This window comes from Flavobacterium sp. ov086, from assembly GCF_900187965.1.
GTDB lineage: Bacteria > Bacteroidota > Bacteroidia > Flavobacteriales > Flavobacteriaceae > Flavobacterium.
Genome location: NZ_FZNL01000017.1, coordinates 51,278 through 77,909, shown reverse-complemented (window position 1 = coordinate 77,909; position 26,632 = coordinate 51,278). Strand labels below are relative to the sequence as shown.

Here is a 26,632-nt window from a genome sequence, read left to right as displayed (position 1 = left end):
AATCTTTTTTTTAGCTTTGTTGGGATATAACCAACTTAAATTATGGATACTAGTAAGGAACTTTTATTCTTTTTTAGTGCTTTAGGAGTTTTCAACGGAATTATTCTTGGGGTCTATTTCTTTTTCTTCACCAAGAAAAAATACCTTACCAATTATTTTCTGGGTGCACTCTTATTTGCTTTAAGCATACGAATAGGGAAATCTGTTTTTGTGTATTTTGATTCGGCATTGCCAAAAATGTATTTACAGATTGGGCTTACAGCTTGTTTTTTTATAGGACCTTGTTTGTATTATTTTCTTAAATCAGCAGTAGAAGAAATCAATATAATGCCAAGATCCTGGAAAGTGACATTAGTACTTTTAGGAATCGTGATTGTTACCGTTGGGATTTTATTTCCATATGAAGGTTATCCGGAATTGTGGAGACATTATTTTATAAGGGTTATTTATTTTCAATGGTTTATTTGTATTGTACTTTCTGGTTTTACGATTAAAGCAGTTTTGAAAAAAATCGTAGACAAAAATCATAAATCATCTCCTTCTGAAGTTTGGTTTAGTACCTTGTTTTTTGGTAACTTTTTATTATTCCTTTTTTATTTTCTTGCAATAATCGGAGCGCCTTCGGCAACTTATATAAGTGGAGCTATTGTTTTTTCATTTATCCTGTATTTAATAATTTCAATTCTTTTATACCGGAAAAAAACCGACGATTTGTTTTTATTGAACGGACAAAAATCTTCGGTAAAAAAGATAGATTCAAACGAAGCAATGATTTTATCTGAAAAATTAGAAAGTGTAATGATTCAAAAAGAACTGTATAAAAACTCTAATTTGACTTTACAGGAATTGGCGCAGGAAGTAAACATTTCGAGTCATCAACTTTCTCAGTTTTTAAATAGTAATTTGGGGAAGAATTTTACGAGTTTTATCAACGAATTCAGAATAAACGAAGCTTGTAAAATTATAAAATCAACGGATAAATTTACTTTAGAATCCATAGGCTATGATGTAGGTTTTAATTCTAAATCAACTTTTTTTGCGGCCTTTAAAAAACATACCGGAAAAACGCCACTAAACTATCAATTGCAGGTTTTATAAGTCTTAAAGAGGGTATTGATTTATAAATCTGTACTCCTGATTTCCATTTTGGAGACTTCATTTAGCAATTTTCGATTGACTTTTGTCATTTAAAAGTCAAATTTATAATCGCTAAAATTTATGAAATTCCCAGTTTCAGTTCTCCTTTCTATTTACAGTCTGTTTTTGTATTCGACAGGAACAAATGCACAAACGGCACAAATTATTTCAGATAAAGTCGCCAATAAGAATAATGAGTTAAATGAGGTTGTTATTAAAAAACAAACATCATTAGTGAAGTATTCTTCAAACGGAAACATCGATGTCAATGTCGCCAATACATTGCTTTCGACAAGTAGTTCTGTAAATGAATTATTAGGCAGAGTCCCAAATGTAATTGTTGCTGAAGGGCAAATTAGTGTACTTGGAAAAGGAGAAGCCATAATTTATCTTAACGGAATATTGATTAATTATGAACGATTTGCTGCAATTCCAGTTTCGCAAATCTCAAGAATTGAAGTAATTTCAAATCCTTCGGCAAAATATGATGCCGAGGGAAAAGCAGTAATTAATATTATTACCAAAAAAAATATCGAAAACGGAGTTATGGGAACAGCTACTCAGCAAGTAACCGTTTCTAAATTTGCTGGAACTAGTACCAATACATTACTCGATTTTAATTACACAAAAGGAAAGTTTTCTTTTATTACAAATTATGGTTTGCAATTAGGAAAAGGTAGAGAGCTGCTATACACAACCAGAACGCGACCGAATCCTGAGGAATTTATGAGGTCAGAATTGACCACAGATTGGAAACGTCAGTTTAATAATTATTCTAATTTTGGTTTTGGTTTGCAGTATACTTTTTCTGAAAAGAATTATATCTCGCTTGCTTATAGTGGTAATATCGAAGATTTAGGCGGAGTTGTCGAAAGTCGAAATTCGATAACGAATAATTCAGGAAATAGTTTTTATGCCACTGATATTGATAAAAATGATGTTTTGCTAAATCAGTTTGTGAATTTAAATTATAATGCCATAACAGATAAACAAGGCTCGTCATTATTTATAGGATCACAATATTCGAATTATAACGGAACTGTAAAAGATTTTATTGATGAAAATGGTTTAGTTGATGACGTTAATACGCAAAAGTATCTTAAGAATAATGTTGGCAATACCATAAATATAATCGCCACACAGGTTGATTATTCTAAAAAAATTAAAGAAAATACCAGATTAGAAACGGGAGCTAAATATAGTTTTGCGACTATAAAATCAGCTACAGAGTTTTTGATTGCAGATGCAGATGATATGAATTTTGAGTTTGATGAGGAACTCTCGAGTGATTTTAAATATCAGGAACGTATTGGAGCAGCCTATTTTAATTATGGAAGTTCAATTGGCAAGAAGTTTGATTTTTCTGTTGGCGTAAGAGGCGAGTGGACGAAATATAATTTGTATACTAGTGCCAACGGGATTCAAAAATTCGAAAAAAGTTATGGAAATCTCTTTCCTAATTTACTTTTAAATATGAATTTTTCTGAAAATTGGAAAGCTCATTTTTCGTATGTGTCAAGAATTACTAGACCAAGATATCAGGCACTGAATCCGTATGTTATTTATCAGGATCCGTTTACGACTATCGAAGGAAATCCTAATTTACTTCCGGAAAAAGTTCATGCATTTGAAGTTGGTGCTATGTACAGGAAATTTGATTTTAAAATAGGGTTTACTTATAAAACTGATCCTATTTCAGGAGCAGCTTTGAGAGGTGATACTCCCAATAGTTATATTTTAAGATCTTTGAATAGAGAAAAAGAACAGGTCTATTTCGCTTCAGTTTCAAAATCATTTACAGCAAAATGGTGGACTTCTACTAATACAGTAAGTATGAATTTAACCAAATCTTTCGACAATAAATATTCGTATGCTTTAGGACCTGTAAAACCACAACTATATTTGTATTCGAATAATACCTTCACAATTCCGAATCTTTTTAAAATTCAACTACTTGCGTGGTATTTGGGAGATAGAAGTTATGGTTTAGGAAGCGATAACAGCAGATCGACAGTAACCTTAGGAATTGAACGAAATTTTCTTAAAGATGCTTTTAAACTGAATTTCACTGCAAATGATATCTTTCATGACTTTATGGTTTCCGGAGATTATAACGTGGGACAAACTCAAATATATTATCATAGAACCTACACAACCAACTACTTTAGGTTTATTGCAACGTATAGTTTTGGGAATTCGAAGAAAATAAATTACAAGAAATCAGAATTGGAGCAAACGGAGAATAATAGAGCGAGGTAGATAATAAAAAAGGCTTTACCATCACGTAAAGCCTTTTTAGGAATATATTGAATTAATATAATTAACTTTTAAAGAAGATTAATTGATCTCTTTAGTTACAATTTGCATTGTTTCTCTACTTACTTGTTTTAGTAAAACTTCTTTGTTTTCTTCAACCGTTTGAGCCGCTTGTTCTGTAAAGTGACGAGTGAATTACTGAAATAAATTATTTTGTCTTTTTGCAAAACAGATAGCTTTTATATAAAACAAGAAGGATGGATAGTAATGTTGGAAGCCACGGATTAAAATCAATTTTATCAAATTGATATAATAGACATAATGAAATTGCAAATAGAAAAAATAAATAAGAGGCAAACAGTTTGCTTTTTTCAGTGATCATACTAATTTCAGTGTTAGCGCTCTAATAACTAATTGCTACTACTGATTTTCTTTATTTTGTTTATTATAATAAATACAACCTATAGTAATTAGAACTATTGTAGGTGTTATCATGTCAAATAAATTTCTGGCTATAAATATATAATACAGCACGAGGGCTATACTTATTTTGGTAACAAGTATAAAAAGGTTATTTTTATTCATGGTTTATTTATTGTATAAAATGCCGTTAGTTCTCAAAGTATAATTCCTTAAAATATTTGATATTCCATAAAGGAATTATAAAGAACAAGAAATCATTTTTCTGTATGACATTTTTTTTTGTAGTCTGTAATAATCAGTGAATATTCTATAGATGTAATAAGATATCAGTAATACAGCAAACATCACAGAATCATTTTGCTTTGCAAAGAAACATAATAAAGATAGTGGTAATAAAATTTGGAAATAGTAAATAATTAAATTTTTCATAGAATTATAATTTAGCTAGTTAAACAAAGTTGTAAGCTACGTGAAGTTATCCTTATGCAAAAATCGGTTATTTTAAGTCGGAATTCGGGTAATTCAGTTTTTCTTTTTCTTATAAAATCTGCGATATATAATATATGCGGGTATTGATCCCTATATGATTCGACCAAAGCCAAGAAAAGAATCTTTTCCAGAAGAAAATCCAAAAATTATAATCTCGTAAATTCCAAAGCCTATCCAAAGAATACAAAGTATTAAATAAAGATTTATCATTAATTTACTAAAGGTTGACATGCTTTTCTCTTTTGAATTATTGGTGGGATTAACTTACAATGTAATTCAAGTAAGTCTAAGTCGATTTTCGGTTATTTAATTCTTTTATTTATAAAATTGTAAAATATTTCTTATGTTTATAACGGTAAAAGAGTTAAATTATGAATGTAACCATAGGAAATAGACTAAAACAATGGCGTAAGGCAAAAAATATGTCTCAGGAAGAAGTTGCTGACTGTTTACATATATCGCAATCCACATACGCACGTATGGAAAGGGGGGAAAGCACTTCGTGGGCAACTTATTTTAATAAAATTTGTAAGGTTTTTGAAATAAATCCGGAAGATTTGGTGAAAGACGAAACGGAATCTGCGAGGAATACAGAACGCTTAACCGAAATTGCAATGCTTAGTGTTTATAGAAAAATTATAAAAAGATATGAGTTACAAATTGATGATCTTAAGACAATTATTAGAAATTTGAATAAGGGTAAAAACTAAAAAAGGCTCTACAAATATGTAAAGCCTTAAAAAGATACTCTTTAATTAGTATTGTAGGAATTAAACCTACCTGTAAAAATGCAATTTTATAGATCCAAACTATATTTTCCATGCTTATAATCTACTATTATTTTTTAGCTTCCCCCAGGTCTTTTTCTTGTACTTTTAGAATTGCAGCATCATTACCTCCTACAGAAACAGACCATGGCTGAATGCTCGAGATGTATTCATTTGCAGTAAAAACTAAAATGTCGTTGCTTTCTAATAAATTTTTAATATTCATTGTTTCAATATACGAGCCTCTGAAAATTTCTATCATGATTATATCTGTGTTGATATAATGTATAAAATAAGTATAAATATTACTGCAAAGAAAACAGAATTGGGATTAACAAAGTTAATTGTGAATCCCATTTGTTTTGTTCTTTTTTTTTGGGAAGAGTCTTTTATCTTCAAGATTGTAATAAAAATTCCCCAAATCCAATTATTTGGATCGTTATGCCATTTGTTTTTGGTTTCTTCGGAGGGTTCGTTATTGTAATCCGTTTTTTTATTATAAGTTTTGCTTTGATAAATGCATAAATTATATTTTTTAATTGTTACGTTTTTGAATGTTCTTTTTATTTAAAAAATAAAAATGTATACTTGTTGTCGATTTAACCATAAGTTAAGATAAAATATTTTTGATAGTCAATTGAGAATATTTTTGATCTAAGAATTTACTTAAACCATAATTTAAATGATTACTAAAATGAAGAAAAACTATTTTTTACTTTTTTTATTGCTTCTGGCTTCCTTGTCAGGAAAAACACAAAATGTGTGGAAGAATGTTCAGATAGGTGGAGGAGGTTTTGTCTCTGGAATTATTACCAGTAAAAATGATGCAGATTTAAAATATGCCAGAACTGATGTTGGCGGTGCTTACAGATGGGATGCTGCGAACAAAAAATGGATCTCTTTGCTGGATTGGCTAAGTATAGATCAGGTTGGTTATTTTGGCGTTGAATCACTGGCAATAGATCCACAAAATAATAATGTGGTCTACTTATTGGTTGGAACCAGTTATTTTAATAATGGAAAAACGGCTATTTTAAAATCCACAAATAAAGGAAATACATTTACCGAAATTGAAGTGACTTCTAAATTTAAAGCACACGGTAATGGTATGGGGCGTTCGAATGGGGAACGTTTAGCTGTTGATCCAAATAATTCGAATATTATTTATTGTGGAACCAGAAACAATGGTATTTTTCAAAGTATTGATGCCGGTTTGACTTGGAATAAGTTGTCAGGTTTTCCAGTTACGACAACTTCAAATGCAAATGGGGTATGTTTTGTTGTTTTGGATCCGGCTTCTGTTTCAGGAGGTAAAACACAAACTATTTATGCTGGGGTTTCACAAGTTGGAGCCTCTAATCTATACAAAAGTCTTGATGGCGGAATTAGTTGGACTGCTGTTTCAGGAGCCACAACATCTTATATGCCGCAGCGTGCTGTTTTAGATTCAAATCGATCTTTATTGATTACTTATGCTGACTTTGAAGGACCATGGAACGGAACCCAGGGAAAAATATCAAAATTAAGCAGTACAGGAATTTTTACAGACATTACGCCGGCTGGTATTACAAGGCCGTTTGGAGGTATTGATGTAGATCCGACAAATCCACAACGATTAATCGCTTCAACGACAAACACATGGTCGTTTCAATATACCACTCCTGGAGGGACAGCTGTATATGGGGATCATTTTTATGTAAGTACAGATGGAGGAACTAATTGGAGAGATTTAGTTGGTAATTCCGGATTTTCTTTTGAAACTAATGGTTGTACATGGGTTAGCGGTCAGTCAATACATTGGGCAACAGATTTTAAATTTAACCCGGCAAATACAGCTCAGGCAAGTATTGTTTCAGGAAACGGACTTTTTACTTGTGATGATATTAATGCAGTTAAAACTACCTGGAAATTTGATGCAATCGGTATTGAAGAATCAGTTCCTTTAGATTTAATAAGTATTCCATCTGGTCCGCTAATGAGTGTAATTGGTGATTTTGACGGATTTAAACATACAGATGTAACTGTTTTTGCTCCGCAACATGCTCCGACTATGGGTACTTCAACTTCTATTTCGTATGCTGCAGGAAACACAAACAAAATTGTGAGGTTAGGGGAGTTCATGTATTATTCTGGAAATCAAGGTGCAACATGGGCCAAAACTACAGCGGCCTTAATGGGACAAAAAGGAAGGGCAGCCTTGTCTTATGATGGTAATACCATTTTGCATTGTCCCGCCGGTTCAACAAGTACATATCGTTCTGTTGATAACGGAACTACATGGACAATCTGTAAAGGTATAAGTGTTAAGGATGCAATCCCGGTTTCTGATCAGGTAACCAATAATAAGTTTTATGTTTATGATCAGCCAACAGGATTAATGATGATTAGTACTGATGGAGGGGTTAATTTTGCTTCTGCAGGTAATGCCGGTTCAGGAGGTTCACAATTAATTCGAACTGTTCCGGGTAATGCAGGACACATCTGGATTGCAATGAGTGGCGGCGGTTTAAAACGTTCAATTGATGGTGGTCTGACTTTTGTTGTTCCTTCAGCAAATGTAACAGCTGCGTCAGCTGTAGGTATTGGTAAAGCAGCTTCTGGAAAAACATATCCTTCTATATATATTTGGGGAACAGTAAATGGAGTTACCGGTGTGTTTCGTTCTATTGATGAGGGTATTACATGGCTTCGTGTAAATGATGATGCATATGAGTTTGGCGGAACAGGAAATGGTAATTTTGTAATTGGTGATATGAATACTTTTGGTAGGGTTTATATGAGTACCGTAGGAAGAGGAATTGTTTACACCGACAACAATGCAAATCTTGGGATTTCTGATAACGAATTTAAGAATGATACTCAAATATTCTCTGTAAAAGCGCATCCTAATCCAATGAAAGATTATGTGGTATTAGAACTGCCTGATTATACAAACGGAACTCTGGTTAATATTCAGGTTTATGATTTATTAGGGAAATTGATAAAGCAGGATATGTATACGGTTTCAAATAATACTGTGACATTGTTCTCTGATGATTTATCAAATCAACATGGTGTATTATTGGTAAAAGTAAAAACCAGCAACGGAAAATCAGGTGTTGTAAAAATTATAAAATAAAAATACCTTTTTTGAATTGGTTGATTAAAAAAATAAAGGTCTCACTTTTTGGTGAGACCTTTATTTTTTTATGCTGAATTTAATAATATAACCTGTCTAAAACTAATTAATCTCTTTAGTCACAATTTGCATGGTTTCTCTACTCACTTGTTTTAGTAAAACTTCTTTATTGTCTTCAACCGTTTGAGCAGCTTGTTCTGTAAAGTGACGAATGGTGTATAAAGTTACATTCTCGCTATAATCTACTTTGAATTTTTTAGAAAGTATTGCATTCAATTCGCTGAAGTTTTCAAATTTATCTTCAACACAAACAGAAAAACTAATAGCAGAATTCTGAATTAAGTTTACTTTGATTTTGAATTCATGGAATAAAGCAAAAATCTCACTGATATTTTCTTCCATTATAAAAGAGAAATCAATTGATGAAAGCGAAATCAAAAGCTGGTTTCTTTTTACAATAAAACAAGGATATTGCGGCTCTAAATCAACACCTTTAGAAACACAAGTTCCTTTTAATAATGGATTGATAAAAGATTTTACATACAACGGAATCTCTTTTTTCTGTAGCGGCTGTAATGTTTTTGGGTGAATAACCGTTGCACCATAAAAGGCCAATTCGATTGCTTCACGATACGAAATCTGATTTAGCAAACTAGCATTTTCAAAATAACGCGGATCGGCATTCATAACTCCAGGAACGTCTTTCCAGATTGTAACACTTTCGGCATTTAAGCAATAAGCAAAAATTCCCGCAGTATAATCAGAACCTTCACGGCCAAGAGTTGTTGTAAAGTTGTTTTCGTCGGCACCTAAAAATCCCTGAGTGATGTTTAATATTTTGCGTTTTACATTTTTACTGATCAGTTGTTGCGTAGTTTCCCAGTCAACTTCGGCATCTCTGTAATTTGCGTTTGTTTTAATAAAATTACGAACATCCAGCCATTGCGTTTGGATTCCCATAAAATTCATGAAATGACTTAGAATAGTAGTCGAAATTAATTCTCCAAAACTCACAATCTGATCGTAAACAAAATTGTAATTAGGAGATTTATTATGTGCCAAAAAGTATTCTAACTCTGAAAATTGAGCATTTACAGCAGTAAAAACGGCATGTTTTTCATCTTCAAATAAATCTAATAAGATTTGATTGTGATATTTTTTTATTTCTTGTACAGAAGAATTTAACTCTGCTGATTTATCAAAATAATTCTTGATAACAACCTCAAGAGCATTTGTAGTTTTTCCCATAGCCGAAACTACCAAAATCACATCTTCGTAACCTACTTTTTGTAAAACGTCATATACGTTTTTAATTCCATCGGCATCTTTTACAGATGCTCCACCAAATTTAAATACTCTCATTTTTAATTTTAGATTTCAGGTTTTAGATTTCAGATTCGGGGTTTGAATGAAATCTTGTTTTATTTTTTTGCCACGAATTCCCTAAATTTTCACTAATTTAATTCGTGCCAATTCGTGAAATTCGTGGCGAACTATCCGCAGATTTTAAAATCATTTTAATCTTAATATCCCGATAGCTATCGGGAGTGGCAAATATTTTTTATAATTTTTCTAAAAACGTATTAATTCCGCTTTCATCCATTTGCACAACTCTCCATTCTTCGAGAATCTTTGCGCCTGAATTCTCATAGAATTTAACTGCCGGAGTATTCCAATCCAGAACATTCCAGTCTATTCTTCTAACGTTGTCTCTTTTTCCTTGTTTCATAATCTCAGAATAAAGTGCAGATCCTAATCCGGTACCACGCATCTTTTCTTTTACAACCAAGTCTTCAAGATGTATTGTTTTTCCTTTCCAGGTAGAATAGCGGTAATAATACACTGCCATTCCAACGATTTCTTTTTCTTGTTTATCGTTTTCAATTTCTGCTACAAAAACATGAAACAATGGTTTTTCGCCAAAACCGTCGCGAACTAAATCTTCTTCAGTTATTACAACGGCATCAGGTTCTTTTTCGAATATTGCCAGCTCCTGTATTAATCCTAAAACCGATTTCATGTCTTCGGGATTTCCTTTTCTAATATTCATATTATGTGCAATTTATTTTTATAATCCTATATAGTATTGCTTTCTTTTTTAAGATGTTTGTTTGCACCAACAATCTTCTATAGCAATTTCATATATTCTTATTATTAATTAGTTATAAGCTAAAAAAGTATGTTTTTTGTGTGTACTTTTTGACTTTAATTAGCAAATATACAATAGTAGCAAACTAACAAAATAATTTTTAAATCATTCTCACAAAAAAAACGATATTTGTGACTTAAAAATAAATCTACAACGATATAGTAATGGAAGAACGCAATAAAACACTAGGAGAGTTTATTATTGAGAACCAAAAAGCATTTCAGTATTCGTCGGGAGAGCTTTCCCGAATTATCAACTCTATACGTTTGGCGGCAAAAGTCGTAAACTATAAAGTTAACAAAGCTGGTTTAGTCGACATCATTGGCGCTGCAGGCGAGCAAAATGTTCAGGGCGAAGACCAGCAAAAATTAGATGTATATGCAAACGAAGTATTTATCCAGACGTTAATAAACCGTGAGATTGTCTGTGGAATTGCTTCAGAAGAAAACGACGATTTTATCACTGTTCAGGGGAGCGACAACAGTCATAATAATAAGTATGTGATCTTAATGGATCCGCTTGACGGATCTTCAAACATTGATGTAAATGTTTCTGTGGGAACTATTTTTTCAGTTTTCAGAAGAATTACACCAATTGGAACTCCGGTAACGAGCGAGGATTTTTTACAACCGGGAGTTAATCAGGTAGCAGCAGGATATGTAATTTATGGAACTTCGACGATGTTGGTTTACACCACAGGTCATGGCGTAAATGGATTTACATTAAACCCGGCTATCGGAACATTTTATTTATCACATCCTAATATGAAATTTCCAAAGGATGGGAATATCTATTCGGTAAACGAAGGAAATTATGTTCATTTTCCGCAAGGCGTAAAAAACTATATTAAATATTGTCAGCGCGAAGAAGAAGACAGGCCATATACTTCAAGATATATTGGAAGTTTGGTTTCTGATTTTCATCGAAATATGATTAAAGGCGGAATTTATTTATATCCAACAAGTTCAAAAGCACCAAAAGGGAAATTACGTTTATTATATGAATGTAATCCGATGGCGTTTATTGCAGAACAAGCAGGAGGAAAAGCAACAGACGGTTTTGGAAGAATTATGGAAATCCAACCAACAGAGTTACATCAAAGAGTTCCATTTTTCTGCGGAAGTTATAATATGGTAGAAAAAGCAGAAGAGTTTATGGCAGAAGCTGAGTAGTTTTCAGTCTTAGTTTTCAGTCTTAGTTTTTAGTTACAGTTCAAACCCGACAGTCCCGAAACCTCGGGATAAAACCTGTCGGGTTTATATTTTGATATTAGTATCAGTTTTAAAAAGGTAAACGACGACTGCAAAAAATCAAAAAGTGTACAATTTGAGTTTTTTGTATAATTTAGAAAAAAAATATTTATGAGAAAAATTGTGCTATTACTCTTGGTGATATCAGGCTTTGTAACTTCATGTTCATCAGATTTGGATGATAAAGGAGGGGTGACTTCGACAATTGTTATTGATGGAGTGAGTTTTAAACCTACTAAAGGGATTTATTTTTATCAAACGGCAAGTTTTGAGTCACAGAAAAAAGTTCGATTTGTAATTTCTGACGAAAAAAATAACGAAAAATTTTATATTGATATTTCTTTTCCTTCTTCTCAAAAAGATTTGAATGGAATCTATGATTTTGGACCAGGAACTGCAGATGAACTTTTAGTAAGTTCTGAATTCGTAACATCAAAAACAAGATATTCTATACTAGGGTACACCTTAAAAGTTACAGATTTAGGTAATTCTAAGTTCGGTTTTGAGTTTACTAATCCTGTGACAGCATTTGATATTGTTAAAAATGCAGAAGTTAGTTTTAAAGGCGGATTTAACGGCAAATTTGAATTTACAGAAGTAAAAGAAAAAATAAATGCAGGAGTTTTTACTATTCAGAATAATCTAAATTAGATAATTAAGTTTAATGACTCTTAATATCTTAATGGTAGATAAAAAATATCTTAGTTGTAAGATTAAAAAAAGCTCCGTAAGGAGCTTTTTTCTATTATTTATGCATGTGTTGCATTTCATAAACAAAAGTATCACCGTCTACTTTTTTGTCGACTAATGATAATGCTTTTGCTATGATATGGTTTACGTTGCTTGGAGTAAATCCTAATGCAATTCCTAATTTTCTTAACATTACTTCTTGTTGGTCTTCAAGATGATGATCAACATGCACCATTCTTGTTAGATCGTACAAACGCTCTAAACGCTGAACATGTAAATAAGGTGGGTTGATTGGGTATTTTAATGGATCGTTAAGAATTTCTTCATACTCAGTTTCTGAAATTTCTAAACGTGAAGCTAATTTATCTAAGAAATTCTTTTCCTCAGGATGTACAATTCCGTCTGCTAATGCTACACGAACAATAGCTGAAAAGTGACCTTTGTTTCTTTGTTTGAATTCGCTATCAAATAAATCTGAAAATGACATAATTATAGTTTTTTTATCCTGCAAAGATAATTTTTATTTTAAATTATTAATTTTAAAGTTCTCATAAAATTTAACTTATTTTTATCCCTTGATTTAAAGTTGGACTTAATTACTTTTTCAAATAAAATCGTAAGTTTACAACCCCTAATCATTTAATAGTAGTATACCTATGTCAGAATTTTGGATTTATTTTCAAATAGGATTAAAACACGTTTTAGATATCCATGCTTACGATCATGTTCTTTTTTTAATAGCATTAACAGTTCCTTATTTGTTTAAGGACTGGAAACGCATTTTGCTTTTGGTTTCTGTTTTTACAGTAGGACACACCTTAGCTTTATTGCTTTCTGTTTATGGAATTATTGCCATAAAAGTAAATATTGTTGAATTTTTAATTCCGATTACGATTTTAATAACAGCCTTTTTTCACCTCCTTACAGCGGGTAAAACATCTAAGAATGACGGTGTGAATTTGGTCTTTTTTGTAACCTTGTTTTTCGGGATTATACACGGACTTGGATTCTCGAATTATTTTAAGACAATTTTAGGAGGTTCACCAACGTCAAAATTACTACCTTTAGGAGAATTTGCACTAGGTATTGAAGTTGCACAATTAGTTGTAGTTTTTGTGGTCCTGGTTATATCATATATTGTACAAACGGTCTTTCGTTTTTCAAAACGGGATTGGGCGCTTGTAATGTCGGCTTTTATTATAGGAGTTGTGATTCCAATGATTATCGAAAGCCCAATTTGGAACAGATAAATTAAATGAAGCTAAAGAAATTAAATAAATACGATAAAGCGTATTTGCGCATAGCAAAAGAGTGGAGTTTACTCTCGTATTGCAAGCGAAAACAAGTTGGAGCAATTATCGTAAAAGATAGAATGATTATTTCTGATGGATACAACGGTACGCCATCCGGATTTGAAAATTGCTGTGAAGACGAAGACGGATTAACACGTTGGGATGTTTTGCATGCTGAAGCAAATGCGATTTTAAAGGTGGCCAGGTCAACTCAGTCCTGCGAAGGAGCAACGTTATATATCACGCTTTCGCCTTGCAAGGAATGCAGTAAATTGATTCATCAATCCGGAATAAAAAGAGTGGTGTATCATAACGGATATCGTGATGATTCCGGGATTCAGTTTTTATTAAAAGCCGGTGTTGAGGTTGAACATATTCCTGTTTTAGAAGAGTAAATGAAATTTAATCCAAAATATTTGCCAATCGTTATCGGAGCTGTTTTTGCTCTCGGAACCGTACTCGGAAGCAGGATGAATGCGCCCGTTGATGATCAGTTGTTGGCTAAAAATTACTCTAAAACCAAGCTGAATAAACTGATTGATTTTATCAATAACGAATATGTTGATAGCATCAATACAGATTCTATTGTAAACTTAACAGTAGATAATATCCTTTCAAAATTAGATCCGCATTCTGTATATATTCCGCCAACGGAACAGGCTGAAGTTGCTGAAAGTATGAAAGGTGATTTCGTAGGTATCGGAATCAATTTTTATATGTATAAAGATTCTGTTGCGATCATAAAACCTATCGAAAACGGACCTTCGGCGAAAGCCGGAATAAAATCTGGAGACAGAATTTTGTTTGCCGGAAAAACGAAGTTATTTGGAAGAAGTTTACCATCTGATAGTTTGTTTTCGAAACTAAAAGGAAAACAAGGAAGCGAAATCGAATTAACGGTTTTTAGAAAATCTGAACAAAAGAAACTTAAGTTTAAAGTAAAAAGAGATATTATTCCGATAAAAAGTGTTGATGCTTCTTTAATGCTTGGAAAGAATATTGGTTACATTAAAATCAATCGCTTTGCAGAAACTACTTTTGATGAGTTTAAAGCAGGTTTAAACAGATTGAAACAAAACGGAATTGAATCCTTAGTAATAGATCTTCGTGATAATGGTGGTGGATATATGGAAGAAGCTATTGCTGTTGCCGATGAGTTTTTGAAAGACAAACAGCTAATTGTATTTACCAAAAATAAAAATGGTACTACTGAGAAAACTTATGCTACAAAAGCGGGTAGTTTTGAAACGGGTAAAGTATATATTTTAATTAATGAAAATAGTGCCTCTGCCAGTGAAATTCTAGCTGGAGCGCTTCAGGATAACGATCGCGGAATTATTGTGGGACGCCGTTCTTTTGGAAAAGGATTGGTACAGCGTGAAATGGATTTTAACGACGGATCGGCAGTAAGATTAACCGTAGCTCGTTATTATACACCAACCGGAAGATCGATCCAGAAACCATACAAAAAAGGAAACGAAGAATATTTTAAAGAATCAGAATCTCGTTTAAAATCAGGGGAGCTTTATGCAAAAGACAGTATTAAGGTTGCAGATTCTCTAAAATTTAAAACTCCAAAAGGTAAAATTGTTTATGGCGGCGGCGGAATCGTTCCAGATGTTTTCGTACCAATGGAAGCAGAACACGGAAATGAAAATGTTGCGTATCTACTTCAAACAGGGATTGTTGGTCATTTTGTTTTTGAAGAATTAGATAAAAACCGAAATGCTTTTTCAGGACTTCATTTTAATGAGTTTTTAAATAAGATGAAAACCTCTGATGTGTATTTCAAAAAGTTTAAAGCCTATGTTTTAGTGACAGGTTTAGACTTAAAATTAGATAAAACAAAAGCGCTGGTAAACCGTTATATTACTGCAGAGTTTGCCCGACAATTGTATGGCGAATTGTATTATTATGATGTGATTTTGAAAGAAGATGCGATGATTAAAGCAGTTTTGAATCCGAAAAAGTAATTTTAATTCATTTTTCTATGAAAACAGAAGACATTGTAAATGCTGAGATTGAACTTTTGACCGCTATTAAAAAAGCTGATGTTTCTGCTTTAGAGAACATGCTTCATGATGATTTACTCTTTAATTTACCGGATGGTCAAACCATCACGAAAGAGTTTGATTTGAATGTTTATCGTTCCGGAAAAATGAAAATTGATACACTTGAAGCTTCGGATCAGATTATTAGTATTATTGATGGTATAGCTGTAGTTGCCGTGACTGTTTTGTTAAAAGGAAATTACGATCACAATCCGTTAGATGGAGTTTTTAAATACATTAGAGTTTGGAAACAATTCAGCGAAAGTCTGAAAGTAATTGCCGGTAGCTGTGTCGAATTGAAATAGAATTAATAATTCCTTAAAATAGAACTTAGCGTCCCGATAGCTATAGGGGGATTGCGGTTAATAAAATAAAACATGAAAAATCTAAAAAGAATAAGTTTCTTAGCAATGCTAATGGCTTTTGTAATTTCTTGTGCGACTATGAAAAGCAACAGTAATAATGCAGTTACAGGTAAAGTAGATTCAATCGAATCAGGAAAAGACGGTTATACGGCTAAAATCTCTACTGATGCTAAGGAAGTGTATTTTGCTACAATCAGCATTGTAAACCTTGGCGGACCTCAAAATTACAAACAATTAAAAATTGGTGATGTAGTTTCATTAAAAGGAGAAATCTGGAAAACTGATGACGAAAAACACATCAGAGTGACGGAGATTGTTTCGGTTAAATAAAAACTAAGCATAATTTTTTGAACCATTAAGATATTAAGTTTATTAAGCTTTGCGGCTAAATTTTCTTAATATCTTAATGGTTTAATCTTTTATAAAAGTTTATTTTTTTTTAATTTTTAGTATTAAGTTGGATCAACGCTAAATGGTGTGGAAATATACTCAGTAATTTTTTTTTACCGCAGAGAGCGCAAAGATTTTATCTAAGAATGCTTTAGAAAGCATAGAGTTCGCAAAGCTAAATCAATACAAAGCTTTACGTCCCGAGCTTCGGGATACTTTATAAAAGCTAAGAGTAAAAAAACTTAGCTCCTGATAGCTATCGGGACTGGGCAATTTTTTTTCTATCTCCACAAGATTTGGGATCGATTTATTAAGTTTTTCAAACGTCAAAGCTTAATAAACTTAATCTCTTAATGGTAAATTAAAAATTTAATGTTTTTTAAATTTTATCGAATGCTATCGTGCGCGTGAGTTTGAACGCCATTATTCCATAAAGTTAGAATATCTGTAGCAACAGCAGCACCGCTTCCGGCAGCAATTGCCAATTGACTTCTCCAGCCTGCTAAAGTTCCAACAACATAAATGCCGTCAGCTACCTTGTGATCGTCGTTTTTAAGCTGAATACGTTGTTTTTCGGGAAGTGCTTTTTTATGCGGTTCGATATATTGCATTAAACCTTCAATATCAAATGTATTGGCAGAACCAATCCCAATAACAATATTTTTGGTCTTATAGGAGTCTTTATTGGTGGTTACAGTAAATTCAGGATAAGAACCTTCAACTTTAACTACTTTTTCGTTTGGTATTTGTGTAATGTGCGGATAACTTTCGGCTAAATGTTCGGTGCTTTCATCCAGTAATTCTGAACCTAATTTACCTGGAGTTATGCCATAAGCGTTGTAGAAAATTGCCTCTTGTAAAGAAGAACTTTTTTGATGTGTAAAAATTCCGATTTTTTTATCGGTAACAAAAGCTTTGTTTTTGGCAGATCCTAAAACTAAGGCACAAGACATGCCCGAAACACCTCCGCCAATAATTAAAACGTCATACATAAGTATTATCGTCCGTTTGTTTTTTCTTCAATTCTTTTTGAGATTCTAAAAATCAAAAGAATTAATACGGCACAAAATGAAGCTGCAATTCCAATAAAAGCAACTACACTATCCCCTTGAAAAGGATTTTTGAAGTCTAGCAACGTAATGTTAAAAACAATTAAAGCTAATGCTAGAAGCACTAAGATGGAAGTAAAAATTTTCATAATGGTTGTTTGTTTGCCTAAAATAATAAAGTAAAACTATAGACTTAAAATTGTCTTAAAGTTATATTTTAGAAATTTTATGGGGTAAATTTATAAAAATAATTGTTAGACAAACAAACCTTTAACATTAGCAGCGAATAATTTAACAGCAATTGCTAAAAGTATAACTCCAAATGTCTTGCGAACCACGCCCAGTCCGTTTTCTCCTAATAAAGTTTCGATTTTTTTAGAAGATTTTAAAACAATATAAACCAGTATAATGTTCAATAAAATGGCAATAATGATATTAATAGTATGAAACTGAGATCGAAGAGATAGTAAAGTAGTCATCGTTCCTGCTCCGGCAATCAACGGAAAAGCTAAAGGAACAATAGAAGCAGATCCTGGTTCTTCGTCACGATAGATTCTGATTCCTAAAATCATTTCTAAAGCCAGAAAGAATAATACAAATGAACCCGCAACGGCAAATGAATGCACATCAATACCAATAAGGCTTAAAAAACCTTCTCCAACAAAAAGAAAAACGATCATAATAAGACCTGCAACAATTGAAGCTTTTTCAGATTCGATATGTCCAACTTTTGCTCTTAAATTCACAATAATCGGAATAGATCCTACGATATCAATTACAGCAAAGAGAACCATTCCAACAGTAATTATTTCTTTAAAGTCGATTTCTAACATATTACTTTGATTTTAAGGGTTTAAAATTTTGTGCAAAGGTAGATAATAAAGGTAGGTGTTTTTTTGATAGATTGTATTATTGTTATAAAAACACGCTTGGTTGATTAAAAAAGTGATATTTGTAACAATTCATAGCTTTACCACGGAGATTCACAAAGATTTTCACAGAGTTTTGCAAAGTTAATTTTTAGATTTTATTAGTCTTGTGAGTTTTACCACAGAGATACACAAAGTTTTTTAATAAGCTTTGCGAAAATTAAATTTCAAAGCTTTGTGGACTTAAAAAAAAACATCCAATGAAGTTAACTCTGCGTATCTCTGCGAAAAAACTTTGCGTATCTCTGCGGTAAAATCTGTCCAAACTGTGTAGTAAAATTTAATCTCATATCATCTGCTTTCTTTGCCTATCTTTGCACTTTATAAATTTCAGTATTTTATTATCATGTTTCAATTAGGTAAAACCATTATTTCAGAAGATATTCTTGAAAAAGAATTTGTGTGCAACTTGTCAGCTTGTAAAGGAGCTTGCTGTGTTGACGGAGATGCCGGTGCGCCTTTGAGCGAAGCGGAAACTAAAATCATGGAAGAAATTTATCCTAAAGTAAAACCTTTTTTACGTAAAGAAGGAATTGCTGCGATAGAAGCGCAAGGAACCTGGGTAAAAGGAACTGATGGCGATCTTGAAACGCCACTAATCGATAATAAAGATTGTGCTTACGTTATTTTTGACGGTAAAACTGCACTTTGCGGAATCGAGCAAGCTTATAATCAAGGAATCGTAGATTGGAAAAAACCTGTTTCTTGTCATTTATACCCAATCCGTGTAAAAGACTTCACGGAATTTGCTGCTGTGAATTATGACAAATGGGATATTTGCGATGATGCCTGTTCTTTAGGTAAGGAATTAGAAGTTCCGGTGTATAAATTTGTCAAAGAAGCGCTAATTCGCCGCTTTGGCCAAGACTGGTATTTGGAGCTTGAAAAAGTAGCCGAAGAACTTAAAAAATCTTAAAAATTCGGTAGCCATTACCATTGCTGAGAAGTACTCTGTTTTTGATCAAAAAAATCAAAAAGCCGCTTCAAAAAAACTTTTAAAAACAATTAAAAATTTCTTGCTTTTTATTCTAAAAAGTCTATATTTTACAGCCCCTTAAGGTGTAAATGACAATATTAAATTACTCATTTACAACAATTTAATTATTGTCTGAAAAATATCTCATTTTTGGTGCGTTGTTAAAAACTACGCCCGATTGTGAATAAGTTTGACTTTTATTTTTGGCTACAAATGACAATCTTTGTAGTCTATTGAATTAGCAAAAATTCGGTACAAAAATTAAACAAAAATTACATGTCACAAGTCGAGCCAATATTACAAGAAAATAAAAATCGTTTCGTTATTTTTCCAATTAAACATCATGATATTTGGGAATGGTACAAAAAGATGGAAGCTAGTTTTTGGACTGCTGAAGAAATTGACTTGCACCAGGATTTGACAGACTGGAATAATAAACTAAGTGACGACGAAAGATATTTCATTAAACACATATTGGCATTCTTTGCAGCTTCTGATGGAATTGTAAATGAAAACCTTGCTGAAAACTTTGTAAACGAAGTTCAGTATGCTGAAGCGAAGTTTTTCTATGGTTTCCAAATCATGATGGAAAACATTCATAGTGAAACGTATTCTTTATTAATTGACACTTACGTGAAAGATGAAGCTGAAAAAGCAGAACTATTTAATGCTTTGGAAGTTTTTCCTGCAATTAAGAAAAAAGCAGACTGGGCTTTAAAGTGGATTGAATCTGATTCGTTCGCTGAAAGACTAATTGCTTTTGCAGCAGTTGAAGGAATTTTCTTTTCAGGTGCTTTCTGTTCTATTTATTGGTTGAAAAAACGTGGATTAATGCCAGGTTTAACTTTCTCTAACGAATTGATTTCTCGTGACGAAGGTGTACACTGTGACTTTGCAGTGCACTTACACAATCATCACTTGATTAACAAAGTTCCAAAAGACAGAATTAAAGAAATCATTGTTGATGCTTTAGATATCGAAAGAGAATTTGTTACAGAATCTCTTCCGGTAAGTTTAATAGGTATGAATGCTGTTTTAATGACGCAATATCTAGAATTTGTTGCGGACAGATTATTAGTAGAATTAGGTTGCGAACGTGTGTATGGATCAGCGAATCCGTTTGATTTCATGGACATGATCTCTCTTCAGGGAAAAACTAATTTCTTTGAAAAACGTGTTGCCGAATATCAAAAATCTGGTGTGATGAACACGGATAGTGATGCTCAGAAAATTTCATTCGATGCAGATTTTTAGACAACAAAAAAACTTTTAGCGCGATCTAAGAAACGCTAAAAAAGAATAATAGTAGATTTTTTAAGATTGAATCTTCATCCCAAATCGTCGATTCAATAACAATTTTTAATGCATTTAAATTCATTTTTCGAATTTGAATCGGGTAACTATTGAGGATCCTACAATTCTCAAAAAATAATTTAAAAACACGCAATGTTTAAGATCTGGAATTCGTTATTCCAGTGTCTTTCATTTTTTCAATAACTAAAATAGTAAGCTTATGTATGTAGTAAAAAGAGATGGCCACAGAGAGCCCGTAATGTTTGATAAGATTACAGAAAGAATCAAAAAATTGTGTTACGGCTTAAATGAGCTTGTAGATCCTGTTAAGGTAGCGATGAGAGTTATCGAAGGATTGTATGATGGGGTTTCAACTTCTGAACTAGATAATCTTGCGGCAGAAACGGCGGCTTCTATGACAATTGCGCATCCTGATTATGCACAATTAGCAGCGCGTGTGGCAATTTCAAACCTACATTCAAATACGAAAAAATCGTTCTCAGAGACGATGAAGGATATGTATCATTACGTAAATCCAAGAAATGGACAAGAAGCACCATTACTTTCGGATGAAGTATTTAATGTAATTCAGGAAAACTCTGCTTTCTTGGATTCTCATATTATATATACAAGAGATTTCAATTACGATTACTTTGGTTTCAAAACCTTAGAGCGTTCGTATTTATTAAAAATCAACGGAAAAATCGTAGAAAGACCACAACATATGTTGATGCGTGTTTCAGTAGGTATTCATCTTGACGATTTAAAATCGGTAATTGAAACTTACGACTTAATGTCTAAAAAATTCTTTACGCATGCAACGCCAACGTTGTTCAATGCCGGAACTCCAAAACCACAAATGTCTTCTTGTTTCCTTTTGGCAATGCAGGATGATAGTATTGATGGTATTTATGATACTTTAAAACAAACGGCTAAAATCTCGCAATCAGCGGGGGGAATTGGTCTTTCTATCCATAACGTTCGTGCAACGGGATCTTATATTCGCGGTACAAACGGAACTTCAAACGGAATCGTACCAATGTTGAGAGTTTTCAACGATACGGCTCGTTACGTAGATCAGGGTGGTGGAAAACGTAAAGGAAGTTTTGCGATTTATATCGAAACATGGCATGCTGATATCTTCGAATTTTTGGATTTAAAGAAAAATACAGGAAAAGAAGAAATGCGTGCAAGAGATTTATTTTTCGCCATGTGGACTTCAGATTTATTCATGAAACGTGTTCAGGAAGATGCATCTTGGACTTTAATGTGTCCTAATGAATGTCCGGGATTATATGACGTTTACGGAGAAGAATTCGAAACCATGTATTTGGATTATGAATTTAGAGGAAAAGGTAGAAAAACGATTCGTGCACGTGAATTATGGGAAAAAATCCTTGAATCACAAATCGAAACAGGAACGCCTTATATGTTGTACAAAGATGCAGCAAACCGTAAATCGAACCACAAGAACTTAGGAACAATTCGTTCTTCGAACTTGTGTACAGAGATTATGGAGTTTACCTCTAAAGATGAAATTGCGGTTTGTAATTTAGCTTCTATTTCGTTACCAATGTTTATTGAAAACGGAAAATTCGATCACGAAGCACTTTACAATGTTACAAAACGTGTAACTCGTAACCTGAACAAAGTAATCGACAGAAATTATTATCCGGTAAAAGAAGCTGAAAATTCTAACTTACGTCACCGTCCGGTAGGATTAGGTGTTCAAGGTTTAGCAGATGCTTTTATCATGTTGCGTATGCCGTTTACAAGTGATGAAGCAAAAGCCTTAAATCAGGAAATTTTCGAAACATTATACTTCGCTGCCGTAACCGCTTCTATGGAAATGGCAAAAGAAGAAGGTCCATATTCTACATTTGCAGGTTCTCCAATGTCACAAGGAGAGTTCCAATACAACATGTGGGGAATGAAAGATGAAGAATTATCAGGACGTTGGGACTGGGCTTCATTAAGAAAAGAAGTAATGGAACACGGAGTTCGTAACTCATTATTGGTTGCGCCAATGCCAACTGCTTCGACTTCACAAATTCTTGGAAACAACGAAGCTTTCGAACCATATACATCAAACATTTACACACGTCGTGTATTGTCTGGAGAATTTATCGTAGTAAACAAACACTTACTTCACGATTTAGTAGACAGAGGTTTATGGAACGAAGATTTGAAACAAGAAATCATGCGTCATAACGGATCTGTTCAAAACATTGACATTATTCCGCAAGATCTAAAAGACCTTTATAAAACTGTTTGGGAAATGTCGATGAAAGACATTATCGATATGTCACGCCAGAGAGGTTACTTTATTGACCAATCGCAATCATTGAACTTGTTCATGCAAGATGCAAACTATTCTAAATTGACGTCAATGCACTTCTATGCTTGGCAATCTGGTTTAAAAACAGGAATGTATTACCTAAGAACTAAATCTGCGGTTGATGCGATTAAATTCACATTAAACAACGATAAAAAAGAAGAAACAGCACCAGCTTTAGTTGCAGAAACTGAAGAGATCAATATTGAGGAGTATAAAGCAATGTTGCTAAAGGCACAAGCAGCAGGTCCTGAAGATTGTGAAATGTGTGGGTCATAATTCTTGATTTAGAAGAAAGAAAATAGAATAAAGAGAAAAGATTTATTCTTAATTTATAGAAAGCAGTTATCGTAAGGTGGCTGCTTTTGTTTTTTTAGGAGCTATTTCCCGCTTTTTGTTACAATCTTTTTTATTCGCCGCGGCGAATAAAAAAGGATTTCCTCTTCAATCGGGGCTATTTAATTACCGGAACTTTGTGAATTACGTTCCGGAGGAACAAATTATATTGTAAGGATGGATTTTAATCCATTCTACGCAATCAAAGTCACATTACAATATCCCTAAAAATTCTCCGTTCTAATTAATACCAAAGATTTTTAAAACTTAGCACCTTAGCATCTAAGAACCTCAGGGCCTTTCTCAAATTAAACCTTTAAGAAAAAGTCGAGTCTTATTGCTAAACAAATTCCTGTGTTATGAAAAAAAGCAATCTTTGGTCGTTACGATTGGGTTTTTCCGGAAAAGAATCCGATAAAATTGAAAAACTAGGATTAGAAAAATTTCTAAAACATTCCTATGGTTCCAAGTTTGATACACAACTTCCAGCTTTTTTAAATGCGGATCCCAAAACGCTTCTTGAGCTTAAAGAATTGCGGGAATCTATCAAAACCGCCGATTCTGAATTCAAGAAAAAAGCCCTCAAAAAAGAAATCTATTCTGCCGTTGAACTAAAAAAATGGTGGATTTCTAAAATGCGGAATGATGAATTTCCTTTACGTGAAAATATGGTTTGCTTTTGGCACAATCATTTCGTTTCTACAACTCAAAAAGTAAAAGTCAATTACTGGATTTATCAGCACAATATGATTTTGCGCGAACATGCTTTTGGCAATTTCAAAGAACTTACCAAGCAAATCGTAAGATCGAATGCAATGGTAAAATATCTGGATAATGTCGACAATAAAAAAGGGAAGTACAACGAAAACCTAAGCCGTGAATTATTGGAATTATTCACAATTGGCATTGGGAATTATTCTGAAAACGATATCAAAGAAGGTGCAAGAGCTCTGGCCGGATTAAATTACGGAGATGATGGCGCAGTTTACAGAAAAAATATAGAAGATAATAGCGATAAAACCTATTTCGGAAAAACGGGAAACTGGAAAGTGGATGATTTGGTTGATATTATTTTCGAACAAAAAAATATTCCGTATCTCATTACCCGAAAAATTCTAAAATGGTTTATTTATGATAATCCTTCAGAAGAATTGGTGAGGTATTACGGCGATTATTTCAGAAAAGTAAAGTTCGAAATTGAACCGTTATTGACTAAAATTTTTACGGAAGAATATAAAAAAGAAACTTCAGGAACGAAAATCAAAGATCCGTTGGTTTATATTTTACAGCTTTTGGATGAATTGCATGTTGATGATCTTGATGATGGAATGGTTATGTTTTTCCTGAAACAACAAGGAATGGATTTGTACAATCAGGTTAATGTAAAAGGTTGGGATGGCGGAAATTCCTGGTTGACTTCGCAGATATATTTGCAGCGCAATAATACCTCAGATTTACTTTGCAGTGGAAGAACTATTACCAGAAAAATTCTTAATTCATTAGGTAATAGTGATGAAAAACCGAAAGCAGAATTCGAAAAAATTGATGTGAAAATCGATTTTGATTCTAATGGAAATAATAAAACCATTATTACAGAATTATCAAATAGGCTATTGTTTAAAGTAAATGATTCCGTTCAAAAAGATATGGAAAATTTACTGAAATATGATTTTGACCCAAAAGAGGAACACGCCAACTTCGCGGTAATAAGACTCTTTAATTACATTACGAAACTACCCGAATATCAATTAATTTAGAAAACTACAGCCATGAACAGAAGGAATTTTCTAACGCTTACTGGAACTTTTACTGGCGGAATGCTTGTGCTTCCTGATTTTTTACATGCTTTTGGTTCGCAGAATAATTTGATAATCGGTGAGCAATGCATTGTTTTTGTACAGTTAAACGGTGGAAACGACGGATTGAATACTTTTATTCCGTACGATAATCCGCTCTATTATGATTTGAGGACCAAAATTGCTTTAAATAAAGATGTGGTTGTTGGAAAAAATAACGGAATGGCGTTTCACCCGGCTTTAAAAGATTTTGCCCAAATGCAGCAAAACGGCGATTTAACCGTAATTCAGAATGTTGGATATCCCGAGCCAGTTCGCTCTCATTTTCGCAGTCAGGAAATTTGGCAAACAGCAACAGATTCTAATAAATATATAAATGAAGGCTGGTTAGGAAGATATTTAGACTTGCAATGTAGCGGACATCAGGCAACGGCGGGAATAAATCTGGATTCTATTGATAATCTGGCTTTGAAAGGAATGGAGCCGAATTCTATAACAGTTAAAGATCCAAACCGATTTAAGGTAAAATCAGACAAAGAAGAAAACGTAACATTATCAGATAATCCACAATTAGATTTTGTTCGGAAAATTGCCAATTCAGTTACCGAGGGTTCGGATGAAATTCAGAAAGCATTGGCAAAGTCCAAAACAGAAATTAGTTATCCTAAAACGGACTTATCAAAAAATCTGGAATGGATTGGAAGATTAATCAAAGGAAATCTGAACTCAAAAGTATATTATACTTCACTTGGAGGGTTTGATACGCATGACAATCAACTCGCTATTCACGAGAAAAAATTAACAGATTTGAATGATGCATTGTACAGCTTTTATCAGGATCTGAAACAAGCACAATTACTTCAAAATGTGACAGTAGTTGTATTCTCAGAATTTGGACGACGTGTAAAAGACAACGGCAACGGCACTGATCATGGAACTGCAGCGCCCATGTTTATTATTGGAGGGAATAACAAAGGAACAATTTTAGGTAATAACCCAAATTTATCCGACTTGGATAATGGTGATTTGAAATATGAAATTGATTTCAGGAGTGTGTATGCTTCTTTGTTACGGCAAAAAATGAATTTTGATTATTCTAAAATTGGGATTAGAAATAAACCGGTTTCTGGGTTGTTTTATAGTTAGCCACGAATTTCACAAATTTTCACGAATTTTTTATTTTATAGTGATCCATTGTTGAATTGGAGAAATTGAATTTTAAAAGCCATAATGATTTGTGTAAATTTGTGTAATTTGTGGCGAAAAAACTAGACAGAATATGAGAATCAAAAAAATATCTGAAGATAGAAATACTGAAAAAAAAGTTTTAGCAGAACAACTATGGAATAATGTTTCTAGTGATGTTAAGAAGGAATTAGATATTCGTATTCAAAATTTAGAAGAGGGGAAAACTGAGTTGTATACTTGGGATGAGGTTAAGGCTCATATAAGATCGATTAGATAATAATAAAATGTCGAGTTACTTGCGGAGATTTACTTCGTCTGTTCGTTATCACTCGAGTCTCCTTCATCGAAATGAC

At 33.0% G+C, this 26,632-nt stretch carries 24 protein-coding genes; 17 read left to right on the top strand and 7 right to left on the bottom strand.

Annotation, left to right across the window (positions count from 1 at the left end):
• The first annotated feature begins 42 nt into the window (after positions 1–42).
• The 3 genes from CHB81_RS17805 (at position 43) to CHB81_RS17795 (ending at position 5,015) form a co-directional block, all read left to right on the top strand.
• Complete coding sequence (locus tag CHB81_RS17805) at positions 43–1,098, top strand: AraC family transcriptional regulator (protein WP_089353196.1); 1,056 nt, start codon at positions 43–45, stop codon at positions 1,096–1,098.
• Positions 1,099–1,218: 120 nt separating this feature from the next.
• Positions 1,219–3,396: an outer membrane beta-barrel family protein gene (locus CHB81_RS17800; protein ID WP_089353195.1), complete on the top strand. Its 2,178-nt coding sequence runs from the start codon at positions 1,219–1,221 to the stop codon at positions 3,394–3,396.
• A gap of 1,280 nt (positions 3,397–4,676) precedes the next feature.
• The gene (locus CHB81_RS17795; RefSeq protein WP_089353194.1) at positions 4,677–5,015 is read left to right on the top strand and encodes a helix-turn-helix transcriptional regulator; all 339 of its coding nucleotides are present in this window, start codon (positions 4,677–4,679) and stop codon (positions 5,013–5,015) included.
• Positions 5,016–5,142: 127 nt separating this feature from the next.
• Here CHB81_RS17795 and CHB81_RS17790 read toward each other — a convergent pair whose 3' ends face one another.
• Complete coding sequence (locus tag CHB81_RS17790) at positions 5,143–5,334, bottom strand: DUF2007 domain-containing protein (RefSeq protein ID WP_089353193.1); 192 nt, start codon at positions 5,332–5,334, stop codon at positions 5,143–5,145.
• A gap of 432 nt (positions 5,335–5,766) precedes the next feature.
• On the opposite strand from CHB81_RS17790, the gene CHB81_RS17780 reads away from it, so the two are divergent.
• On the top strand, positions 5,767–8,190 hold the full coding sequence (locus tag CHB81_RS17780; protein ID WP_176427543.1) for a T9SS type A sorting domain-containing protein: 2,424 nt from the start codon (positions 5,767–5,769) through the stop codon (positions 8,188–8,190).
• 102 nt (positions 8,191–8,292) lie between these two features.
• Here the strand turns inward: CHB81_RS17780 and CHB81_RS17775 are convergent, their stop codons facing one another.
• Entirely contained in the window at positions 8,293–9,552 is a 1,260-nt protein-coding gene (locus CHB81_RS17775; protein ID WP_089353191.1) for an aspartate kinase, read from the bottom strand.
• 199 nt (positions 9,553–9,751) lie between these two features.
• Positions 9,752–10,240, bottom strand: a complete 489-nt coding sequence (locus tag CHB81_RS17770; RefSeq protein WP_089353190.1) for a GNAT family N-acetyltransferase — start codon at positions 10,238–10,240, stop codon at positions 9,752–9,754.
• A 263-nt stretch (positions 10,241–10,503) separates the two neighbouring features.
• On the opposite strand from CHB81_RS17770, the gene fbp reads away from it, so the two are divergent.
• Positions 10,504–11,511 (top strand): class 1 fructose-bisphosphatase, encoded by a 1,008-nt coding sequence (gene fbp, locus CHB81_RS17765; RefSeq protein ID WP_089353189.1) that lies wholly within the window; start codon positions 10,504–10,506, stop codon positions 11,509–11,511.
• A gap of 189 nt (positions 11,512–11,700) precedes the next feature.
• Entirely contained in the window at positions 11,701–12,240 is a 540-nt protein-coding gene (locus CHB81_RS17760; RefSeq protein WP_089353188.1) for a hypothetical protein, read from the top strand.
• Between the two features lie 94 nt (positions 12,241–12,334).
• Here CHB81_RS17760 and CHB81_RS17755 read toward each other — a convergent pair whose 3' ends face one another.
• Positions 12,335–12,766 carry a TerB family tellurite resistance protein gene (locus CHB81_RS17755; protein WP_089353187.1) on the bottom strand — a complete coding sequence of 144 codons (432 nt, stop codon included), beginning with the start codon at positions 12,764–12,766 and terminating at the stop codon, positions 12,335–12,337.
• A gap of 169 nt (positions 12,767–12,935) precedes the next feature.
• On the opposite strand from CHB81_RS17755, the gene CHB81_RS17750 reads away from it, so the two are divergent.
• From CHB81_RS17750 to CHB81_RS17730, 5 genes are all read left to right on the top strand, one after another.
• Positions 12,936–13,529, top strand: coding sequence for a HupE/UreJ family protein (locus CHB81_RS17750; RefSeq protein WP_089353186.1), 594 nt, complete (start codon positions 12,936–12,938; stop codon positions 13,527–13,529).
• Between the two features lie 5 nt (positions 13,530–13,534).
• A complete protein-coding gene (locus tag CHB81_RS17745; RefSeq protein WP_089353185.1) occupies positions 13,535–13,966 on the top strand; it encodes a dCMP deaminase family protein in 432 nt (143 codons plus the stop codon).
• Complete coding sequence (locus CHB81_RS17740) at positions 13,967–15,544, top strand: S41 family peptidase (RefSeq protein ID WP_089353184.1); 1,578 nt, start codon at positions 13,967–13,969, stop codon at positions 15,542–15,544.
• Between the two features lie 17 nt (positions 15,545–15,561).
• Complete coding sequence (locus CHB81_RS17735) at positions 15,562–15,927, top strand: nuclear transport factor 2 family protein (protein ID WP_089353183.1); 366 nt, start codon at positions 15,562–15,564, stop codon at positions 15,925–15,927.
• A 72-nt stretch (positions 15,928–15,999) separates the two neighbouring features.
• Complete coding sequence (locus tag CHB81_RS17730; RefSeq protein ID WP_089353182.1) at positions 16,000–16,317, top strand: hypothetical protein; 318 nt, start codon at positions 16,000–16,002, stop codon at positions 16,315–16,317.
• Between the two features lie 446 nt (positions 16,318–16,763).
• Here the strand turns inward: CHB81_RS17730 and CHB81_RS17725 are convergent, their stop codons facing one another.
• From CHB81_RS17725 to CHB81_RS17715, 3 genes are all read right to left on the bottom strand, one after another.
• Complete coding sequence (locus CHB81_RS17725; RefSeq protein WP_089353181.1) at positions 16,764–17,369, bottom strand: FAD-dependent oxidoreductase; 606 nt, start codon at positions 17,367–17,369, stop codon at positions 16,764–16,766.
• Positions 17,370–17,374: 5 nt separating this feature from the next.
• Positions 17,375–17,575 (bottom strand): hypothetical protein, encoded by a 201-nt coding sequence (locus tag CHB81_RS17720; protein WP_017496183.1) that lies wholly within the window; start codon positions 17,573–17,575, stop codon positions 17,375–17,377.
• A gap of 105 nt (positions 17,576–17,680) precedes the next feature.
• Positions 17,681–18,259: a MarC family protein gene (locus CHB81_RS17715; RefSeq protein ID WP_089353180.1), complete on the bottom strand. Its 579-nt coding sequence runs from the start codon at positions 18,257–18,259 to the stop codon at positions 17,681–17,683.
• A 442-nt stretch (positions 18,260–18,701) separates the two neighbouring features.
• Here CHB81_RS17715 and CHB81_RS17710 point away from each other — a divergent pair, with 442 nt between their 5' ends.
• The 6 genes from CHB81_RS17710 to CHB81_RS17685 all read left to right on the top strand — a co-directional run bounded on the left by CHB81_RS17710 (position 18,702) and on the right by CHB81_RS17685 (position 26,556).
• Complete coding sequence (locus CHB81_RS17710; RefSeq protein ID WP_055093679.1) at positions 18,702–19,271, top strand: DUF3109 family protein; 570 nt, start codon at positions 18,702–18,704, stop codon at positions 19,269–19,271.
• 336 nt (positions 19,272–19,607) lie between these two features.
• Positions 19,608–20,585 carry a ribonucleotide-diphosphate reductase subunit beta gene (locus tag CHB81_RS17705; RefSeq protein ID WP_089353179.1) on the top strand — a complete coding sequence of 326 codons (978 nt, stop codon included), beginning with the start codon at positions 19,608–19,610 and terminating at the stop codon, positions 20,583–20,585.
• Between the two features lie 259 nt (positions 20,586–20,844).
• Positions 20,845–23,238, top strand: coding sequence for a ribonucleoside-diphosphate reductase subunit alpha (locus CHB81_RS17700; RefSeq protein WP_089353178.1), 2,394 nt, complete (start codon positions 20,845–20,847; stop codon positions 23,236–23,238).
• A gap of 416 nt (positions 23,239–23,654) precedes the next feature.
• Positions 23,655–25,052, top strand: coding sequence for a DUF1800 domain-containing protein (locus tag CHB81_RS17695; RefSeq protein ID WP_089353177.1), 1,398 nt, complete (start codon positions 23,655–23,657; stop codon positions 25,050–25,052).
• 12 nt (positions 25,053–25,064) lie between these two features.
• Complete coding sequence (locus CHB81_RS17690) at positions 25,065–26,237, top strand: DUF1501 domain-containing protein (protein ID WP_089353176.1); 1,173 nt, start codon at positions 25,065–25,067, stop codon at positions 26,235–26,237.
• A 133-nt stretch (positions 26,238–26,370) separates the two neighbouring features.
• Complete coding sequence (locus CHB81_RS17685; RefSeq protein WP_089353175.1) at positions 26,371–26,556, top strand: addiction module protein; 186 nt, start codon at positions 26,371–26,373, stop codon at positions 26,554–26,556.
• The last annotated feature ends 76 nt before the right edge of the window (positions 26,557–26,632 follow it).

Bases quoted from the DNA above. Each gene is read 5' to 3' on its own strand.
- CHB81_RS17805 (WP_089353196.1), top strand. From the start codon at position 43: ATGGATACTAGTAAGGAACTTTTATTCTTTTTTAGTGCTTTAGGAGTT.
- CHB81_RS17800 (WP_089353195.1), top strand. From the start codon at position 1,219: ATGAAATTCCCAGTTTCAGTTCTCCTTTCTATTTACAGTCTGTTTTTG.
- CHB81_RS17795 (WP_089353194.1), top strand. From the start codon at position 4,677: ATGAATGTAACCATAGGAAATAGACTAAAACAATGGCGTAAGGCAAAA.
- CHB81_RS17790 (WP_089353193.1), bottom strand. From the start codon at position 5,334: ATGATAGAAATTTTCAGAGGCTCGTATATTGAAACAATGAATATTAAA.
- CHB81_RS17780 (WP_176427543.1), top strand. From the start codon at position 5,767: ATGAAGAAAAACTATTTTTTACTTTTTTTATTGCTTCTGGCTTCCTTG.
- CHB81_RS17775 (WP_089353191.1), bottom strand. From the start codon at position 9,552: ATGAGAGTATTTAAATTTGGTGGAGCATCTGTAAAAGATGCCGATGGA.
- CHB81_RS17770 (WP_089353190.1), bottom strand. From the start codon at position 10,240: ATGAATATTAGAAAAGGAAATCCCGAAGACATGAAATCGGTTTTAGGA.
- fbp (WP_089353189.1), top strand. From the start codon at position 10,504: ATGGAAGAACGCAATAAAACACTAGGAGAGTTTATTATTGAGAACCAA.
- CHB81_RS17760 (WP_089353188.1), top strand. From the start codon at position 11,701: ATGAGAAAAATTGTGCTATTACTCTTGGTGATATCAGGCTTTGTAACT.
- CHB81_RS17755 (WP_089353187.1), bottom strand. From the start codon at position 12,766: ATGTCATTTTCAGATTTATTTGATAGCGAATTCAAACAAAGAAACAAA.
- CHB81_RS17750 (WP_089353186.1), top strand. From the start codon at position 12,936: ATGTCAGAATTTTGGATTTATTTTCAAATAGGATTAAAACACGTTTTA.
- CHB81_RS17745 (WP_089353185.1), top strand. From the start codon at position 13,535: ATGAAGCTAAAGAAATTAAATAAATACGATAAAGCGTATTTGCGCATA.
- CHB81_RS17740 (WP_089353184.1), top strand. From the start codon at position 13,967: ATGAAATTTAATCCAAAATATTTGCCAATCGTTATCGGAGCTGTTTTT.
- CHB81_RS17735 (WP_089353183.1), top strand. From the start codon at position 15,562: ATGAAAACAGAAGACATTGTAAATGCTGAGATTGAACTTTTGACCGCT.
- CHB81_RS17730 (WP_089353182.1), top strand. From the start codon at position 16,000: ATGAAAAATCTAAAAAGAATAAGTTTCTTAGCAATGCTAATGGCTTTT.
- CHB81_RS17725 (WP_089353181.1), bottom strand. From the start codon at position 17,369: ATGTATGACGTTTTAATTATTGGCGGAGGTGTTTCGGGCATGTCTTGT.
- CHB81_RS17720 (WP_017496183.1), bottom strand. From the start codon at position 17,575: ATGAAAATTTTTACTTCCATCTTAGTGCTTCTAGCATTAGCTTTAATT.
- CHB81_RS17715 (WP_089353180.1), bottom strand. From the start codon at position 18,259: ATGTTAGAAATCGACTTTAAAGAAATAATTACTGTTGGAATGGTTCTC.
- CHB81_RS17710 (WP_055093679.1), top strand. From the start codon at position 18,702: ATGTTTCAATTAGGTAAAACCATTATTTCAGAAGATATTCTTGAAAAA.
- CHB81_RS17705 (WP_089353179.1), top strand. From the start codon at position 19,608: ATGTCACAAGTCGAGCCAATATTACAAGAAAATAAAAATCGTTTCGTT.
- CHB81_RS17700 (WP_089353178.1), top strand. From the start codon at position 20,845: ATGTATGTAGTAAAAAGAGATGGCCACAGAGAGCCCGTAATGTTTGAT.
- CHB81_RS17695 (WP_089353177.1), top strand. From the start codon at position 23,655: ATGAAAAAAAGCAATCTTTGGTCGTTACGATTGGGTTTTTCCGGAAAA.
- CHB81_RS17690 (WP_089353176.1), top strand. From the start codon at position 25,065: ATGAACAGAAGGAATTTTCTAACGCTTACTGGAACTTTTACTGGCGGA.
- CHB81_RS17685 (WP_089353175.1), top strand. From the start codon at position 26,371: ATGAGAATCAAAAAAATATCTGAAGATAGAAATACTGAAAAAAAAGTT.